Annotated in this window: 17 protein-coding genes and 1 pseudogene; 7 read left to right on the forward strand and 11 right to left on the reverse strand. The window is 68.7% G+C overall.

Annotation, left to right across the window (positions count from 1 at the left end; genetic code table 11):
* The 3 genes from G7A99_RS00500 to G7A99_RS00510 form a co-directional block, all read right to left on the reverse strand.
* A partial coding sequence (locus G7A99_RS00500) for an ABC transporter substrate-binding protein (RefSeq protein ID WP_163138613.1) occupies positions 1-807 on the reverse strand: 807 nt, incomplete at its 3' end.
* 68 nt (positions 808-875) lie between these two features.
* The gene (locus tag G7A99_RS00505) at positions 876-1,415 is read right to left on the reverse strand and encodes a flavin reductase family protein (protein ID WP_240466042.1); all 540 of its coding nucleotides are present in this window, start codon (positions 1,413-1,415) and stop codon (positions 876-878) included.
* An 11-nt stretch (positions 1,416-1,426) separates the two neighbouring features.
* Positions 1,427-2,509, reverse strand: coding sequence for an LLM class flavin-dependent oxidoreductase (locus G7A99_RS00510; protein WP_205599685.1), 1,083 nt, complete (start codon positions 2,507-2,509; stop codon positions 1,427-1,429).
* An 88-nt stretch (positions 2,510-2,597) separates the two neighbouring features.
* Here G7A99_RS00510 and G7A99_RS00515 point away from each other — a divergent pair, with 88 nt between their 5' ends.
* The gene (locus tag G7A99_RS00515; RefSeq protein WP_163138614.1) at positions 2,598-3,386 is read left to right on the forward strand and encodes an IclR family transcriptional regulator; all 789 of its coding nucleotides are present in this window, start codon (positions 2,598-2,600) and stop codon (positions 3,384-3,386) included.
* Positions 3,387-3,408: 22 nt separating this feature from the next.
* On the opposite strand, the gene G7A99_RS00520 is transcribed toward G7A99_RS00515, so the two are convergent.
* The 8 genes from G7A99_RS00520 to paaX form a co-directional block, all read right to left on the reverse strand.
* A complete protein-coding gene (locus tag G7A99_RS00520; RefSeq protein ID WP_163138615.1) occupies positions 3,409-4,173 on the reverse strand; it encodes an alpha/beta fold hydrolase in 765 nt (254 codons plus the stop codon).
* Between the two features lie 111 nt (positions 4,174-4,284).
* Entirely contained in the window at positions 4,285-5,361 is a 1,077-nt protein-coding gene (paaE, locus tag G7A99_RS00525) for a 1,2-phenylacetyl-CoA epoxidase subunit PaaE (protein ID WP_163138616.1), read from the reverse strand.
* Positions 5,362-5,402: 41 nt separating this feature from the next.
* Positions 5,403-5,915 carry a 1,2-phenylacetyl-CoA epoxidase subunit PaaD gene (gene paaD / locus G7A99_RS00530; protein ID WP_163138617.1) on the reverse strand — a complete coding sequence of 171 codons (513 nt, stop codon included), beginning with the start codon at positions 5,913-5,915 and terminating at the stop codon, positions 5,403-5,405.
* Complete coding sequence (gene paaC / locus G7A99_RS00535) at positions 5,902-6,657, reverse strand: 1,2-phenylacetyl-CoA epoxidase subunit PaaC (RefSeq protein WP_163138618.1); 756 nt, start codon at positions 6,655-6,657, stop codon at positions 5,902-5,904. The genes paaD and paaC overlap by 14 nt, the downstream gene beginning before the upstream one ends.
* A 10-nt stretch (positions 6,658-6,667) precedes the next feature.
* On the reverse strand, positions 6,668-6,949 hold the full coding sequence (gene paaB, locus G7A99_RS00540; protein ID WP_018718254.1) for a 1,2-phenylacetyl-CoA epoxidase subunit PaaB: 282 nt from the start codon (positions 6,947-6,949) through the stop codon (positions 6,668-6,670).
* 26 nt (positions 6,950-6,975) lie between these two features.
* Entirely contained in the window at positions 6,976-7,968 is a 993-nt protein-coding gene (gene paaA, locus G7A99_RS00545) for a 1,2-phenylacetyl-CoA epoxidase subunit PaaA (RefSeq protein WP_163138619.1), read from the reverse strand.
* A gap of 252 nt (positions 7,969-8,220) precedes the next feature.
* Complete coding sequence (locus tag G7A99_RS00550) at positions 8,221-8,967, reverse strand: SDR family oxidoreductase (RefSeq protein WP_018718252.1); 747 nt, start codon at positions 8,965-8,967, stop codon at positions 8,221-8,223.
* Between the two features lie 43 nt (positions 8,968-9,010).
* The gene (gene paaX / locus G7A99_RS00555; RefSeq protein ID WP_018718251.1) at positions 9,011-9,934 is read right to left on the reverse strand and encodes a phenylacetic acid degradation operon negative regulatory protein PaaX; all 924 of its coding nucleotides are present in this window, start codon (positions 9,932-9,934) and stop codon (positions 9,011-9,013) included.
* A 401-nt stretch (positions 9,935-10,335) separates the two neighbouring features.
* Between paaX and G7A99_RS00560 the strand changes: the two genes are divergently transcribed.
* From G7A99_RS00560 to G7A99_RS00580, 6 genes and pseudogenes are all read left to right on the forward strand, one after another.
* Positions 10,336-11,211 carry a branched-chain amino acid ABC transporter permease gene (locus G7A99_RS00560; protein WP_018718250.1) on the forward strand — a complete coding sequence of 292 codons (876 nt, stop codon included), beginning with the start codon at positions 10,336-10,338 and terminating at the stop codon, positions 11,209-11,211.
* A gap of 3 nt (positions 11,212-11,214) precedes the next feature.
* Positions 11,215-12,156, forward strand: a complete 942-nt coding sequence (locus G7A99_RS00565) for a branched-chain amino acid ABC transporter permease (protein ID WP_018718249.1) — start codon at positions 11,215-11,217, stop codon at positions 12,154-12,156.
* A gap of 3 nt (positions 12,157-12,159) precedes the next feature.
* Positions 12,160-12,921, forward strand: a complete 762-nt coding sequence (locus G7A99_RS00570) for an ABC transporter ATP-binding protein (protein ID WP_018718248.1) — start codon at positions 12,160-12,162, stop codon at positions 12,919-12,921.
* Positions 12,922-12,940: 19 nt separating this feature from the next.
* Positions 12,941-13,348, forward strand: a pseudogene (locus tag G7A99_RS25885) (hemerythrin domain-containing protein); the annotation flags it as partial.
* Between the two features lie 234 nt (positions 13,349-13,582).
* A complete protein-coding gene (locus tag G7A99_RS25890; protein WP_371807590.1) occupies positions 13,583-14,287 on the forward strand; it encodes an ABC transporter ATP-binding protein in 705 nt (234 codons plus the stop codon).
* Between the two features lie 157 nt (positions 14,288-14,444).
* Positions 14,445-15,608 (forward strand): ABC transporter substrate-binding protein, encoded by a 1,164-nt coding sequence (locus G7A99_RS00580; protein ID WP_018718246.1) that lies wholly within the window; start codon positions 14,445-14,447, stop codon positions 15,606-15,608.
* Positions 15,609-15,695 lie beyond the last annotated feature (87 nt).

Raw genomic sequence — 15,695 nt, forward strand, 5'->3', positions numbered from 1 at the left:
CACGCCTTCGGCGGCATTCTCGCCGGCGAGCTCGATGAACTTGTCGGAGGCGACGCCATGGGACTGGTAGAGCGGCAGCTCCAGGCCGAGCTGGTGGTAGTTGCGCGTCACGATCGCCGGGCCCTGACCGAAGCCGAACACGAAGATCGCCTGCACCCCCTCGGTGTTGGCGATGCTGGTGAGCTGCGCGGACATGTCGGTGTCCTTGGGGGCGTAGGTCTCGTCGGCGACCACCTCGATGCCGTGTGCCTCGGCGATGGCGAGCGACTGCTTGCGCCCGGAGGAGCCGAACCCGCCGCTGCCCGAGAGCAGGCCGATGCGCTCGATCCCCCGCCGGCTCATGTCGTCGAATACCCGCGCCGCCGCCATGCGGTCCGTCTGCGGTGTCTTGAAGATCCAGCTGCGGGTGGGCTCGATCGGGGCGACGGAGCCGGAGAGGCTGATGAAGGGCATCTCCCCGCGTTTCATCAGCGGCATCACCGCCATGGTGCTGCCGGTCAGCCCGCCGATGACCACGTCCACCTGGTCGGCGCTGATCAGCCGCTTGGCAAAGGTGCGGGCCTTGGCGGCGCTGCCGCCGGTGTCATAGGCCACCAGCTCTAGCTGTCGGCCGAGCACGCCGCCGGCCTCGTTGAGCCGGTCGACGTAGAGCTCCAGGGTCTTCTTCTCCGGGTCGCCCAGGAATGAGGCCGGGCCGGTGACGGGCATGAACCCACCGATGCGCACCGGCTCCTTGGCGGCCAGAGGGGCGCTGACGGTGAGGCTGCACAGCCCCAGGGCGAATCCTATGGCAAGGCGCCTGAACATGGGTGTCTCCTCCTTCGGTTTGTCGTGTGCCGGTTGTTCCGGCTTTTTGTGGTAGTTCGCGGCCCGGTTCAGGCCGTCTTGTCCGGTCCGTCCGCGGGACGGGCCTGGTGATAGCGGCCGGTGACGAACACCAGCGGCTCGCCCGCCGGGCTCGCGTCGAAGTCCTCGACGCGGCCCAGGAAGATGTCGTGATCCCCGCCGTCGTAGCGCAGCGCCTGCCGGCACTGGAAATGCGCCAGACAGCCCTCGATGACCGGTGCGCCACCGGCCCCGGCCCACCAGCGTACGCCCTCGAACTTGTCCGGCCGGGCGGTGGCAAAGCGCTGCGAGAGGTCGCGCTGTCCGGTGGTGAGCACGTTGACCGTGAAGTGCGTGGCCCGCTCGAACGCCGCCCGGCTGGGCGAGCGGCGCACCAGGCTCCACAGCACCAGCGGCGGCTCCAGGGACACGGAGCTGAACGAGTTCACTGTGAGTCCCACCGGTGAGCCGTCCTCACCCCGGGTTGTGACGATGGTCACGCCGGTGGCGAAGCAGCCGAGGGCGTTGCGCAGCGCCTGCGGGTCGATGGTGGTGTCGTCGTGCATGGGTAAGGCCGTTGCCGTAGCCATCGCGTCCTCCGTCAGGCGGTGGCGGTGTGCCCGAGCCGGCGGTTGACCCGCGGCATGACCTCCTCGGCGACGAGCTGCATGGAGCGTTTTACCGTCTCCGGCGGCATGTGGCCGAAGTTCTGCAGCATCATCACGTGCTGTACGCCGTTGCCGTAGAGCTCGACGAGCTTGTCGGCGACCTCGTCCGGCGTGCCGAACAGAGACAGGCCGCTCGCCATGATGTCGTCGTAGGTCTGTTTCTTGGCGTAGAGCCGGGAATCGACATACAGATCGAACGGATCGGCGGCGTTACGGCGCACCTCCTCGGCGGATTCGGCGACGTGGGTGTGCAGCGCGACCACGGCGTCGTCGCTGTGCCCGGGCAGGCCCGCTTCGGCGCGGCCCTGGTGGTAGCTGTGCACCAGCGGGGCGATCTCGTCCCAGCCGTCCACCGAGGCGTAGGGCACGCACACGAGGTCGTGGCCGGCATGGCCGATGTGATAGGCGGCCTCGGCGCGCAGCACGGCGACCTTGATCGGCGGGTGCGGGTCCTGCACAGGCGGGACGTTGAGCTTCACGCCGTCCAGGTGCTGGTAGGTGCCCTCGTGGGTCACGCGCTCGCCGGCGAGCAGGCGGCGCACCAGGCCCAGGTTCTCGTCGAAGCGGTCGCGTTTCTCCGCACCCTCGACGCCGAAGCCCTCGAATTCGTGCTTGAGATAGCCCGAGCCGACGCCGAGCACCAGCCGGCCGCCGGACAGCGCGTCGACCATGGCGTAGCTCTCCGCGACCACCCGCGGGTCGTGGAAGGTGAGGATGGAGATCGCCGAGCCCAGGCGGATGCGCTGGGTGTGCGCGGCCAGGTGGCTTAGCATGACCGCCGGGTTCGGCACCGCGCCGTACTCGTGGAAATGGTGCTCGGCGACGAAGAAGGTGTCGTAGCCGAGGCGGTCTGCCAGGCGGGCCTGGTCGACCACCTCGCGGTAGAGTCCGGGCACGGTGCGCTCGTGGCCGGGGTACTTCTCGCCGGGGTAGTGATCCTGGACCGAGAAGATGGAATAGCGCATGGGGTCCTGCTGGGGCCCCGCGGTCCGGGGGGTGGCACTGGCGGTGCTCATGGCTCTCCTCCGTTCTGATATATGAAATACGTTATGAAAAACATAATACCCCCGATGGGTATCGTCAACACGGCAACAGGGACAGGCAATGACAGGTGAGGAACGTGCCCAGCAGGGCGTGCGCTCGGTGGAGACGGGGCTGGCGCTGGTGGCCGCGCTCGGGGCGGCGGATACCGGGCTGGGATTGGGGTGCCTTGCGCGCCGGGCGGGCATGGCGCCGGCAAAGGCCCACCGTTACCTGGTGAGCCTGGTGCGGGCCGGGCTGGTGGAGCAGCATCCGGAGACCGGTCACTACGACCTTGGCCCGCTGGCGCTGGAGCTTGGCATGGCGGCGCTGCGGCGGCTGGATATCGTCCGGCTGGCGGACGCCACGCTGCACCGGCTGCGCGACGATCTCGACGAGACGGTGCTGTTCGCGGTATGGGGCAACCGCGGGCCGACGGTGGTGCGCTGGTTGGAGAGTTCCGAGGCGGTGACGGTGAACGTGCGCCTGGGCTCCGTGATGCCCCTGTGCCGCTCCGCCACCGGCCGGGCCTTCCTCGCCTGGGGCGCGAGGCGGGTGATCGAGCCACTGCTCGATGCGGAACTGGCGGCGGCAGACGACCCGGAGGTGGAGCGCGGACGCATGGAGGCGCTGGCGGCGCAGACCCGCAGTGACGGCGTCTCCACCGTTGCCGGGGACCTGCTGCCCGGGGTGGCCGCAGTGGCCGCGCCGGTGTTCGACCACCAGGACGAGGTCGCGGGCGTGGTGACCGCGCTCGGCTATGCGGGCGGCTTCGACGCGGATCCCGCCGGTGACACGGCGCGGACGGTGCGCGCCGCCGCCGACGATCTTTCCCGGCGTCTGGGCCACCGCGGCGCGGGTGGCGACGGGTAGTGGCGGGGCGGTCCCGCCGGCCTCAGCCCTCGCCGGCGAGGAAGGCCTGCACCCGCGTCGCGAGCCATGCCGGGGTCTCGAGCATGGGGTAGTGGCCGGCGCCCTCGATGGGCTCGATAGCGCAGTGGTCGAACCACTCGCCGATGGTGGCGGAGAGGGACTCCGGGGTGATCGCGCCGTCGTGGAGCCCGGCCAGGCCGAGGAACGGGGTCTCGCAGCCGTTGAGCGCGCGGGAGAAGTCGCCGTCCGCCCAGTCCGCGAAGTACGCGGCGAAGGTCGCCTCGTCACAGGCCTCGAAGGAGTCCCGGATCATGCGCTCGAGCCACAGTGGCCCAAGGCGGGCGCCGGTGGTCAGCTCCAGGATCGCCCCGCGGGCGGCGCCGTCGCGGGCGGCGGACTCGAACAGGGCGCGGCCCTCGTCGTCGAAGGGCGTCGGCGCCGCCGGTACCGGGGTGATGCCCACCGCGCGGGTGACGCGGTCCTCCGCGTAGGTGCACAGCCATTGCGCGGCCTTTCCGCCCATGGAGTGGCCGGCGACGCCGAACTCCCGCCAGCCCAGGTGGTCCGCCACCGTCAGCGCGGCGCGTCCCATGCCCTCGATGCTCGGGGGCAGCTCCACATGGCGCGAGCCGCCGTAGCCGGGGGCGTCGACGAAGGCGAAGCTGAACCGCCGGGTATCGAGCCAGGGGTAGAGCGGCGCATAGACGGTGTGGTCCGAGAACCAGCCGTGGAGCACGATCACGGGCTCGGGGCCGTTGCCGATATGACAGAAGGCGGGCAGGGTCATGGGCGTCTCTCCTCCGGGCCGTGCCTCGCCACAGTGTGGCCCACGTGGACGGTGGATGACACCCGTCACCGGGCACCGGCGTCGGCCGGGCCCGGCGGGGAGGGCATGGGACTACTCGTCGTAGTCCAGCACGACGCGGTCGCTGACCGGGTAGCTCTGGCAGCTCAGCACGTAGCCCGCCTCGATCTCGTAGTCCTCCAGGGCGTAGTTCACGTCCATCTCGACGTCACCCTCGACGACCTTGGCCCGGCAGGTCGAGCACACGCCGCCCTTGCAGGAGAAGGGCAGGTCGGCCCCGGCCTCCAGGCCCGCTTCCAGGATCGGCTGGGTGTTGCGCGCCAGGTCGAAGACGATCTCCTGGCCGTCGACGCGCACCGCGATCTCGCTGGAGGAGTGGTCGGCGTTGGTGTCGTTGGCCCGTTCCTGCTGACGCTGCTTGACCTCGCCGGGGGTGGTGAACAGTTCGAAGTGCACCCGCTCGGCGGCCATGTCATGGGCCTTCAGGGATTCGGAGGCGGCATGGATCATGGGCTCGGGACCGCAGATGAAGGCCTCGTCCACGTCGTCGATGTCGATCCACTGGCGGAACAGCGCCTCCAGCTTGTCACCGTCGATGCGGCCGTGGAAGAGGTCGATGTCGGTGCGCTCGCGGCTCATGATGTTGATGAGGTTGAAGCGCCCCATGTAGGCGTTCTTCAGGTCCTCGATCTGCTCACGGAAGATCATGGATGCCGTCGAGCGGTTGCCGTAGATCAGCGTCACGCGGCTGCCCGGCTCGGTGTGAAGCGCCGTGCGCGCCAGCGACATGATCGGGGTGATGCCACTGCCGGCGGCGATAGCGAGGTAGTGCTTGCGGTTCGCCGGATCGAAGGCCGTGTTGAAGTGGCCCTGCGGCGGCATGACCTCGAGCCGGTCACCGGGGCGCAGCTCGCTGTTGGCGAAGCTCGAGAAGCGCCCGTGGGGCTGGGTCTTGATCGCCACGCGCAGCTCCTCGTCCTGCACCCCGGTGCAGATCGAGTAGGTCCGCATGACCTCCTCGCCATCGATCCAGGTGCGCAGCGCCAGGTGCTGGCCCGGGGCGTAGCGGTAGGTCTCGCGCAGCGTCTCGGGCACGTCGAAACGGATGGAGACGGTGTCGCGGGTCTCCTGACGGACGTCGGTGACGGTGAGTTCGTGGAATCGGGACATAACCGGTGTTCTCTCCTCGTGATACGGCCCGGGGACGGGGCCTAGATGCACTTGAAGTAGTCGAAGGGCTCCAGGCAGTCGTCGCAGCGGTAGTGCGCCTTGCAGGCCGTCGAGCCGAACTCGCTCACCCGCGTGGTGTTGGTGGAGCCGCAGCGTGGACAGGCGACCGCCGGCAGCGGCGCGAACAGCCCGCGCTTGCTGGTGGAGCGGCCCTCCGGCGGGGCGATGCCGTAGGCGCGCAGCTTCTGCCGGCCGGCCTCGGTGAGCCAGTCGGTGGTCCAGGCCGGCGAGATCCGTTCCTCGACGCGTACGCGGTCGACGCCGTGGGCGCGCACGGTATCGCGCACACCCTGCTCGATGGTCCGCATCGCCGGGCAGCCGGAGTAGGTCGGCGTGATCACGACCACCAGCTCGTCGCCGTCCCAGCGGATATCCTGGAGGATGCCGAGATCCGCGATCGTGAGCACCGGGATCTCGGGATCGGTCACCGACTCCAGCCAGCCGCGGACGGTGTCCGCCGGCGGGCGGCGGTCCGTGTCGTTACCAGCGCGCATCGGGATAGGCCCTGGGCAGCTGCTGCATCTCCGCGAGCAGGTAGCCGAGATGCTCGCTGTGATGCCCCTGCTTGCCGCCGGACTGCATCCAGCCGTCCTCCGGCCGTTCGAGCCCCGCCTCGGCGAAGACCTCGTCGACGTGGCCGGACCAGCGCTCGCGCACGGCGGCGAGGTCGGCGCCCACGCCGGCGGCGTGCATGGCCTCGTCCACCGTGTCGCCGGTGAACAGCTCGCCCGTGAACGGCCACAGCCGCTCGACGGCATCGATCACGCGGCGGCGGCTCTCGTCGGTGCCGTCGCCGAAGCGGATCATCCACTCGCCGCTGCGCCGCAGGTGGTAGCCCACCTCCTTGGCGGACTTGGTGGCGATCTCGGCGACCCGCGGGTCCGTGGAGCCGGCGAGCTGCTCGAGCAGCGGCAGGTGGAAGGCGTCGAAGAGGAACTGCCGCGCGATGGTCATCGCGTAGTCGCCGTTCGGCTGCTCCACCAGCAGCGTGTTATGGAAGTCGAGCACGTCCCGGTGGAAGGCGAGACGGTCGGCGTCGCCCCCGCCGCGGAGTTCGGCCGCGTACTCCAGCCAGGACTTGGCCTGGCCGATGAGGTCGAGGGAGACGTTGGCCGTGGCCATCTCCTCCTCCAGCGCCGGGGCGTGACCGACCCACTCGGACAGCCGCTGGCCAAGGACCAGGGCGTTGTCCGCCAGGCGCAGGACGTAGGTCTGCAGATGCTGATCGTCGCTCATCTCCGGCCCCTTACATGTTCTCGATCTCGTCAGGCACCTCGTAGAAGGTCGGATGCCGGTAGACCTTGTCGTCGCTGGGGTCGAACAGGATCTCCTTGTCGCCGGGGGCGGAGGAGACGATGTTCTCCGAGCGCACGACCCAGATGCTCGCGCCCTCGTTGCGCCGGGTGTAGACGTCGCGGGCGTTCTCCACGGCCATGGTGGCGTCGGCGGCATGGATGCTGCCGACATGCTTGTGGGCGAGCCCGTGCTTGCTGCGGATGAACACTTCCCAGAGCGGCCATTCCTTCATGATTCGATCCTCCTCGTGTGCGGGGGTCAGGCGGCCTCGCGCTCGCGGCGCGCGCGCTTGTCGGCGTGGACGCGGGCGGCCTCGCGGACCCAGGCGCCGTCCTCGTAAGCGTTGCGCCGGGCCTCCAGGCGCTCGCGGTTGCACGGGCCGTTGCCCTTGAGGACCTGCCAGAACTCGTTCCAGTCGATCTCGCCGTAGTCGTAGTGGCCCTGCTCCTCGTTCCACTTCAGGTCCGGGTCGGGGATGGACAGCCCCAGGTGCTCCGCCTGCGGCACGGTCTGGTCGATGAAGCGCTGACGCAGATCGTCATTGGTGTGGCGCTTGATCTTCCAGGCCATCGACTGCTGGGAGTGGACGGAGGCGCCGTCCGCCGGGCCGAACATCATCAGGCACGGCCACCACCAGCGGTTGAACGCGTCCTGGGCCATGCGCCGCTGCTCGTCGGTGCCGCGGCAGAGGTCGAGCATGATTTCGTAGCCCTGGCGCTGGTGGAAGCTCTCCTCTTTGCACACGCGCACCATCGCGCGGGCGTAGGGGCCGTAAGAGCAGCGGCACAGCGGGATCTGGTTGACGATCGCCGCGCCGTCCACCAGCCAGCCGATGCAGCCGATGTCCGCCCAGGTCGGGGTGGGGTAGTTGAAGATGCTGGAGTACTTCGCCTTGCCCGCGTGGAGGGCGTCGATGAGCTCCTCGCGGGACACGCCCAGGGTCTCGGCGGCGCTGTAGAGATACAGCCCGTGGCCGGCCTCGTCCTGGACCTTGGCGAGCAGGATGAGCTTGCGCCGGAGGTTGGGTGCGCGGGTGATCCAGTTGCCCTCCGGGAGCATGCCCACGATCTCGGAATGGGCGTGCTGGGAGATCTGGCGGACCAGGGTCTCGCGGTATTTCTCGGGCATCCAGTCCCGGGGCTCGATGGTGATCTCGTCGTCGATGCGCTCCTGGAAGGCCCGCTCCAGGCCCTCGAGCTCCTCGGACGACAGGACCCGGTCGCTGCCGGTGTCGACGAACTGACTGTACATGGCTACTCCTCCTCGGAACGGAAGCCGCGGCGGGACGTCCCCGTGCGCCGTTGGTTCACCCTGGTAATGATACAAGTCAAACGGCCCTAGTCAATTGTTTGTGTCATTTAAATGAGGCATGTCAAAAACCGGGCGAGGCCTCGCGTCTGGCGGGATATGGGCGGGAAGGGGGATGCTGCAACGCACGACGGCCCCGGGCGTTGCAAGACGCGCCGGGGCCGTCGCGGCGTGGCGGTGTATCAGTAGCGGGGGTTACTGGTCCTGGATCGTCGGGCGCACCAGGATCTCGTTGACGTCGACGTGATCCGGCTGGGTCAGGGCGTAGTGGATCGCCGAGGCGATGTCCGCCGGCCGCAGGATCGGTGAGCCGGGGGCGTAGAGGTTGTCACGCACCGCCTCGCGGACCTTGTCGTGGGCGATGCCCTCGGGCAGGTCGGTGTCCACGGCGCCGGGCTGGATGTCGGTGACGCGGATGTTGTGGCGGATGCCCTCGCGGCGCAGGCCCTCGGAGACCGCGCTCAGCCCGGCCTTGGTGGCCGAGTAGACAGCGGCGCTGGGGAAAGTCACCCGGGCGGCCACGGAGGAGATGTTGACCACGTGTCCGTGGCCACGGTCCGCCATCCCGGGCAGCACGGCGTGAATGGCGTAGAGTGCGCCACGGAGGTTGACGTCGATCATCCGCTCCCACTCGTCGATCCGGCCGCTGATCAGCGGCGACAGCGGCATCACGCCGGCGTTGTTGATGAGCGCCGAGGCGCCGCCGAGGTCCTCGATCTCGCGGCCCACGCGCAGGGTGTCCTCGCGGTCGGTGATGTCCATGGGCAGCACGTAGGCGGTGCCGCCGGCCTCCCGGATCGCGCGCTCCAGGGCGTTGAGGCGGTCGGTACGGCGCGCCGAGAGGAACACCGTCGCCCCCGCCCGGCTGAGCCGGTGGGCCGTGGCCTCGCCGATGCCGCTGCTCGCGCCGGTGATCCAGATCATCTTGCCGGTCAGTTCCATCGCCTTCTCCCGTCGTCGTTGTCGTGGGGGACGCCGCGCCGGCTTACTCCAGCCCGCCGAAGCGGCGGTAGAAGTAGGGCGCCGGCTCGGGCAGCGGGCCCTCCGCGGTCTGCAGTGTCTCGCTGAGATACGCCTCCGCCTGGCGGAAGGTGGCCCGGTAGAGGTTGCGGCACAGCAGCCGCGCGGCGGCGCCGTGCCAGTCCCCGGGCAGCACGTCGTCCGGCAGCTGGGGGTCGCGCAGCAGCAGCCGGCGGATCTCGTGTATGAGCAGTGTACGCACCAGGAAGCACTGCTGCGCGTCCAGGTGTCGGGCCGAGCGCACGGCACGCCAGACCGGGCGGAAGCGCTCGAGGAAGACCTCGTATTCCCGCGCCAGCGCCTCGAGGTTCCAGCAGTCGCGCACCAGGCGGTTCAATGGCCGGGAGGTGGGCAGCCCCTCATTGCGTGCGTGCATGATGATGACGTCGTTGTGCACCTCCAGGTCCTGGAGCACGGCGGTCAGCGCGTCCGTCGGCGGCAGGGGGTGGGCCAGCACCCCCGGTGCGAAGGTGCCGAAGCCGAGGGTGACCAGCTCCTTGCGCAGGGCCTCGCGCTGGCCGTTGTCGATCTGGGTGGTGATCACCAGCGTCCAGCTGCCGTCCCAGGCGAGGTGGGGCTCGGCATAGACGCGCTGGTAGGCGCGCTCGAAGCTGCGCCAGCCCGTGCGAGTGAGGCTGTAGTAGCTGCGCCGGCCGATCTGCTCGGAGGTCAGCCAGCCCTCCTTGGAGAGGCGGTAGACGGACGTGCGTACTAGCCTTGGGTTGAGGCCGAGCGGTGCCAGCGCCTTGATCAGGCTGCCGAGCCAGACGGTGCCGCCCCGGGGCGCGATGGCGTCGCCGTAGACCGTGATGATCAGCGAGCCGGCGCGGATCGGGCGGCGTTCCTGGAACTCCGCGACCAGCTCATCGATGACCTTGGAGCGTGCCATGCAGTGTCCTTCGTATCATTCTGTGATCGCATCGAGCCCGCGGCCGCTTCACCGTGGGAGGTGGTTCTGATACTTTTCTGGCGCCGCGTCGTTGCCCAATGTATCGTATCAACGACGCCGCCGCATCGCGGTTGACAAAAGGTTTCGTTCAAAAATATTGTGCGTTTCCGCCTTTCGCCCGGCGCAAGCGGCCGCAAGAGTCGCCATGGCGCGTTCGAGAATAAGTGATTTGCGGGGCGGCCGGGGCCCCGACGAGCAGCCGGGGAGGAGTGTCCATGGATTCGCCATCAGATCAGCCTGCCTGTCATTACCCGTCACCGCGCGCCCGGCCGGGCCAACCGTAATCCGCCGGCGTCGATTCGTATAGAGGGCGTGCCCGCGCCCGCCACGAGGGGAGAGCCATGCTCGGGGAGTTTCTGCAGTACCTGTTCTCGGGGCTGACCACCGGGGCCACGTATGCCCTGGTGGGACTCGGCTTCGCGATCATCTACAACGCCAGCCACGTCATCAACTTCGCCCAGGGCGAGTTCGTGATGATCGGCGGCATGGGCACCGTGATGATGATGGCCGCCGGCGTACCCATGCCGCTGGCCGTGCTCGGTGCCGTCGCGCTGGCGGTGATCGCCGGGGTGGCGCTCGACAAGCTCGCCATCGAGCGGGCGCGGGACGCGGATATCGTGCCGCTGATCATCATCACCATCGGTGCGTCGCTGTTCCTGCGCGGTCTCGCGCAGTACTTCTGGGGCAAGTCCTATCACTCGCTGCCCGCATTCACCGGCGACGAGCCGCTGAAGGTGCTGGGCGCGACGCTGCTGCCGCAGAGCCTGTGGGTGCTCGGCGTGGCGGCGGTGCTGCTGGTGGCGCTGGCGTTCTTCTTCAACCGTACCCTCAAGGGCAAGGCCATGCTGGCGGTCTCGCACAACAAGGACGCCTCGCGCATGGTCGGCATCAATCCCCGCTTCATCCTGATGCTCGCGTTCGCCCTGTCGGCGGCGCTGGGCGCGGTCGCCGGGATCGTCTCCGCGCCGATCACGCTCACCTCCTACGATGTCGGCATCATGCTCGGGCTCAAGGGCTTCGTGGCCGCAGTGCTCGGCGGGCTGGGCAGCGCGGTGGGGGCGGTGATCGGCGGGCTGCTGCTCGGCATCATGGAGGCGATGGCCGCGGGCTACATCTCCTCCGACTACAAGGATGCCGTGCCCTTCGTGATCATTCTGCTGGTGCTTTTCTTCCTGCCCAGCGGCCTGTTCGGCAAGCGTGGAACGGAGCGCGTCTGAGTCATGTGGAATCGTTTCCGGAATCCCTACGCCGGTCTGCCGGTGCTGGCCATCGTGCTCGCCGTGCTGCCGCTGGCGTTCTCCAACCCCTATCACTACGACGTGGCGATCCACGTGCTCATCAATGCGGTGGTCGCTGTGGGCCTGAACCTGCTGATCGGCTACGCTGGCCAGATCAGCCTCGGCCACGCCGGCTTCTTCGGCCTGGGCGCCTATACCACCGGGATTCTGAGCGGCGTCTACGGCTGGCCGCCGCTGCTGTCGGTGCTCGCCGCGCTGGTGGTGGTGGGCGTGCTCGCGTTCGCGGTCGCCCGGCCGATACTGCGGCTGTCCGGCCACTACCTCGCGATGGCGACGCTGGGCCTGGGCATCCTGATCTCCATCGTGATCTCCACCGAGGGCTGGCTCACCGGCGGTCCCGACGGGATGATCGTGCCGACGATCAGCGTCTTCGGCTGGGAGCTGTTCGGTGAGACGCGCTGGTACTGGGTGATGGCGGTATTGCTGCTGGTGGCGGTGTGGCTGGCGCTCAACCTCATCGACTCGCCGGTGGGGCGTGCGCTGCGCGCGGTGCACGGCTCCGAGGTCGCCGCCCAGGTCGCCGGGGTGAACACCATCAGCTACAAGGTGCTGATCTTCGTGGTCTCGGCGGTGTTCGCGGCGCTCATGGGCACCGCCAGCGCCCACTACTCGGGGTTCATCACGCCGGACCTGGCGGGCTTCTTCCACTCCATCGAGTTCGTGACCATGGTCGTGCTCGGCGGCATGGCCTCCACCTATGGCGCGCTCATCGGGGCGGTGATCCTTACCACGCTGCCGCAGCTGCTCACCGGCTTCGACGACCTGGAGATGGTGATCTTCGGCGCGATTCTCATGGCCGTGATGATCTTCATGCCGCGGGGGCTGGTGCCCACGCTGACCGCGCGGCTGCGCAAGGGGAGCTGAGCGATGAGCGCACTCATGACCGTTGAGGGACTGACCAAGACCTTCGGTGGTGTCAACGCGATCTCGGAGCTTTCCTTCGAGATCCAGCCTGGCCACATCCACTCGGTGATCGGGCCCAACGGCGCGGGCAAGACCACGCTGTTCAACCTGGTCACCGGCGTGTACACGCCCACGGAGGGCCGGATCAGCTTCGCCGGCGAGGATACCCGCGGCATGCCGCCCCACGCACTGGCAAGGCTGGGGATGAGCCGCACGTTCCAGAACCTGCAGGTGTGCATGAACATGACCGCGCCGGAGAACGTGATGGTGGGCCGCCACCTGCGGCTCGATCGCCGCTTCCTGCCGGCGCTCCTGCGCCTGCCCGCGGTGACCCGCGGTGACCGCGCCTGCCGCGAGAAGGCCGCCGAGCTCATGCGCTTCGTGGGGCTGGAGCGCTACCTGGACGCCGACGCGGATGCCATGCCCTACGGCGCGCTCAAACGCCTGGAGATCGCCCGGGCGCTGGCCGCCGAGCCCCGCATGCTGCTCCTCGACGAGCCCGCGGCGGGGCTCAACGCCAACGAGACCGCGGAGATCGACGCGCTCATCCAGCGGGTCGCCGAGAGCGGTGTGACCGTCGTGCTGGTCGAGCACGACATGAAGCTGGTGATGAACATCTCGGACCACATCCTCGTGCTGAACTACGGCAAGAAGCTCGCCGAGGGCTCGTCCGAGGAGATACGCCACAACCCTGAGGTGATCTCCGCCTATCTGGGGGCGGCGTGAGCCGGCTGGGGGAGAGGACATGACCGACGCGATTTCCGTCATACAGCGCGAGCACAATGGCATCTGGCGGGTGCTCGACACCGCCGAGGCCCTGGCCCGGGAGTACCGCGAGTCGGGCACGCGGCCGGACCGGGCGCTGTTCGCCGCGATCTTCGACTACATCGAGCTCTACGCCGACCGTGTCCACCATCCCAAGGAGGATGACTACCTGTTCCGGCTGCTGCGTGCGCGCGCCCCGGAGAGCGCCGGTGTGCTCGACGAGCTGGAGGCCCAGCACGAGGCCGGGCCGGCGCTGGTCACCGATGCCCGGGTGGCGCTGGAGCGCTACGCCGCGGACCCCGCCGGCGAGGGCGAGGCCTTCCGCGAGGTGCTGGAACGGTATCTCGCCTTCCAGCGCGACCACCTCCGCCTGGAGGAGAAGGAGGTCATCCCGCTGGCGCGGAAGGTGTTCACGGAGGCGGACTGGCGCGAGATCAACCGCGCCTTCGCCGACAACGACGACCCGCTGTTCGGCGAGCGTCAGCAGGACGCGTTCCGCGATCTGCACCAGACCATCGTGAACTACGCACCGGCCCCCATCGGTCTGGGTCTCACCCGCGAGACCCCGCAGGGCCCGGAGGCGGAGCGCTTCACGCCGTCTGCGGCGCCGGCGGAGGAGGCGCTGCTGAGCGTCTCCGGGCTGGAGACGTATTACGGGCGTATCCAGGCGCTGCGCGGTGTGGACATCGAGGTGCCCCGCGGGCAGATCGTCGCCCTGGTCGGGGCCAACGGCGCCGGCAAGACCACGCTGCTGCGCACGATCTCCGGGCTGCAGCCGGCGACCAAAGGCACGGTGCACTTCCACGGCCGTGATATCACGCGCATGACCGGCGAGCGCCGGGTCGCCGGGGGTATCGCCCAGGTCCCCGAGGGCCGTCAGGTCTTCGGTCCGATGAGCGTGGAGGACAACCTGATCCTCGGGGCCTATACCCGGGGCCGCAGCGCCGCGGTGACGCGGGATCTGGAGCACATGTACGAGCTCTTCCCGATTCTGCAAGAGAAACGCCACCAGGCCGCGGGCACGCTCTCCGGCGGCCAGCAGCAGATGCTCGCCATTGGTCGCGCGATGATGACGCGCCCCCAGCTCATGCTCCTCGACGAGCCGAGCATGGGGCTGGCGCCGCTGCTGGTGGGCGAGATCTTCCGCATCGTCGAGCGCCTCAGGGAGGAAGGGATCACGGTGCTGCTCGTCGAGCAGAACGCCTCCGGTGCGCTGGCGATCGCCGACCGCGGTTACGTCATCGAGACCGGGACCATCACGCTCTCCGGCACGGGCTCGGAATTGCTTGCCGACGAGGAGGTCAAACGGGCATATCTTGGGATGTAGCCGCGAGAGATGTGGCCACGGCCCTTGACTTTAGTTTTGAGCGAAAATAGTTTGGTTGGCCATACAGCAATACCGCGCCAGCCAGGCTGGAAGCCGGCGGTCACCGGGACACCGGTCCGCCACCGTCGCGCCTAGCGCGGAAGCAGGAGGAGAGAGCATGTTGCATGCATTGCTGAAGAAGATCGGCCTGGCGGCCGCCGTCACCGGCGTCGCGGTCGCGGGAATGTCCAACGCCAGCGCCCAGCAGGACCCGATCCGCGTGGGCACGTTCCTGGCCGTCACCGGCCCGGCGTCGTTCCTCGGTGACCCGGAGCTCAAGACGCTCCAGCACTGGGTCGAGAAGATCAACAACCAGGGCGGCGTCGACGGCCGCCAGATCGAGCTGGTCCACTACGACACCGCCGGCAACGCCGGCAAGGCGCGGACGTTCGCCAAGCGCCTGATCACCTCCGATCAGGTGGATGTCATCGTCGGCGGGACCACCACCGGCACCACCATGGCCGTGATCCCGCTGGTGCAGCGCTACGAGATCCCGTTCATCTCCCTGGCCGGCGGCGTGCCGATCATCGATCCGGTCAAGAAGTGGGTGTTCAAGACCCCGCATACCGACCGCATGGCGGCGCGCAAGATCCTCAAGGACATGCAGGCCCGCGGCTTCGACAAGATCGGCCTGATTTCGGGGACCGGCGGCTTCGGCAAGTCCGGCCGCAAGCAGACCCTGAGTGTCGTCGGAGACTATGACATCGAGATCGTGGCCGACGAGACCTACGGCCCCAACGACACGGACATGACCGCGCAGCTGACCAACATCGCCAACACCGACGGCGTGGATGCGATCCTGAACTTCGGCTTCGGTCAGGGCCCCGCGATCGTCACGCGTAACTACGAGCAGCTCGGCCTGAAACTGCCGTTCTACCAGTCCCACGGCGTGGCCTCGAAGAAGTTCATCGAGCTCGCCGGTGAGGCCGCCAATGGTGTGCGCCTGCCCGCCGCGGCGCTGCTCGTCGCCGAGAAGCTTCCGGACGACGATCCGCAGAAGCCGGTGGTCACCGCCTACAAGAAGGAGTACGAGTCGACCTACAACGAGTCGGTCTCGACCTTCGGCGGCCACGCCTACGATGGCCTGATGATCGCCACGCAGGCGATCAAGCGGGCCGGCACCACGGACAAGGCCGCTGTGCGCGACGCGATCGAGCAGACCAGCGGCCTGATGGGCACCGGTGGCGAGTTCAACATGGGGCCGGACGATCACCTCGGCCTCGATCTCTCCGCCTTCCGGATGCTCGAGATCCGCGACGGCGAGTGGGAACTCGCCGAGTAACCGCGCCGCCGTGGACGCCGCCGGCGTCCACGGCCATCGCCGCGTCGCCGTCCGTGCGGCGCGGCCCCCTTTCCGCAACACGAATCT

This window comes from Arhodomonas sp. KWT, assembly GCF_010993615.1.

Excerpts from the sequence above, each read along its gene's own strand:
- G7A99_RS00505 (WP_240466042.1), bottom strand. The coding sequence starts at position 1,415 with ATGGCTACGGCAACGGCCTTACCCATGCACGACGACACCACCATCGAC.
- G7A99_RS00510 (WP_205599685.1), bottom strand. The coding sequence starts at position 2,509 with ATGAGCACCGCCAGTGCCACCCCCCGGACCGCGGGGCCCCAGCAGGAC.
- G7A99_RS00515 (WP_163138614.1), top strand. The coding sequence starts at position 2,598 with ATGACAGGTGAGGAACGTGCCCAGCAGGGCGTGCGCTCGGTGGAGACG.
- G7A99_RS00520 (WP_163138615.1), bottom strand. The coding sequence starts at position 4,173 with ATGACCCTGCCCGCCTTCTGTCATATCGGCAACGGCCCCGAGCCCGTG.
- paaE (WP_163138616.1), bottom strand. The coding sequence starts at position 5,361 with ATGTCCCGATTCCACGAACTCACCGTCACCGACGTCCGTCAGGAGACC.
- paaD (WP_163138617.1), bottom strand. The coding sequence starts at position 5,915 with ATGCGCGCTGGTAACGACACGGACCGCCGCCCGCCGGCGGACACCGTC.
- paaC (WP_163138618.1), bottom strand. The coding sequence starts at position 6,657 with ATGAGCGACGATCAGCATCTGCAGACCTACGTCCTGCGCCTGGCGGAC.
- paaB (WP_018718254.1), bottom strand. The coding sequence starts at position 6,949 with ATGAAGGAATGGCCGCTCTGGGAAGTGTTCATCCGCAGCAAGCACGGG.
- paaA (WP_163138619.1), bottom strand. The coding sequence starts at position 7,968 with ATGTACAGTCAGTTCGTCGACACCGGCAGCGACCGGGTCCTGTCGTCC.
- G7A99_RS00550 (WP_018718252.1), bottom strand. The coding sequence starts at position 8,967 with ATGGAACTGACCGGCAAGATGATCTGGATCACCGGCGCGAGCAGCGGC.
- paaX (WP_018718251.1), bottom strand. The coding sequence starts at position 9,934 with ATGGCACGCTCCAAGGTCATCGATGAGCTGGTCGCGGAGTTCCAGGAA.
- G7A99_RS00560 (WP_018718250.1), top strand. The coding sequence starts at position 10,336 with ATGCTCGGGGAGTTTCTGCAGTACCTGTTCTCGGGGCTGACCACCGGG.
- G7A99_RS00565 (WP_018718249.1), top strand. The coding sequence starts at position 11,215 with ATGTGGAATCGTTTCCGGAATCCCTACGCCGGTCTGCCGGTGCTGGCC.
- G7A99_RS00570 (WP_018718248.1), top strand. The coding sequence starts at position 12,160 with ATGAGCGCACTCATGACCGTTGAGGGACTGACCAAGACCTTCGGTGGT.
- G7A99_RS00580 (WP_018718246.1), top strand. The coding sequence starts at position 14,445 with ATGTTGCATGCATTGCTGAAGAAGATCGGCCTGGCGGCCGCCGTCACC.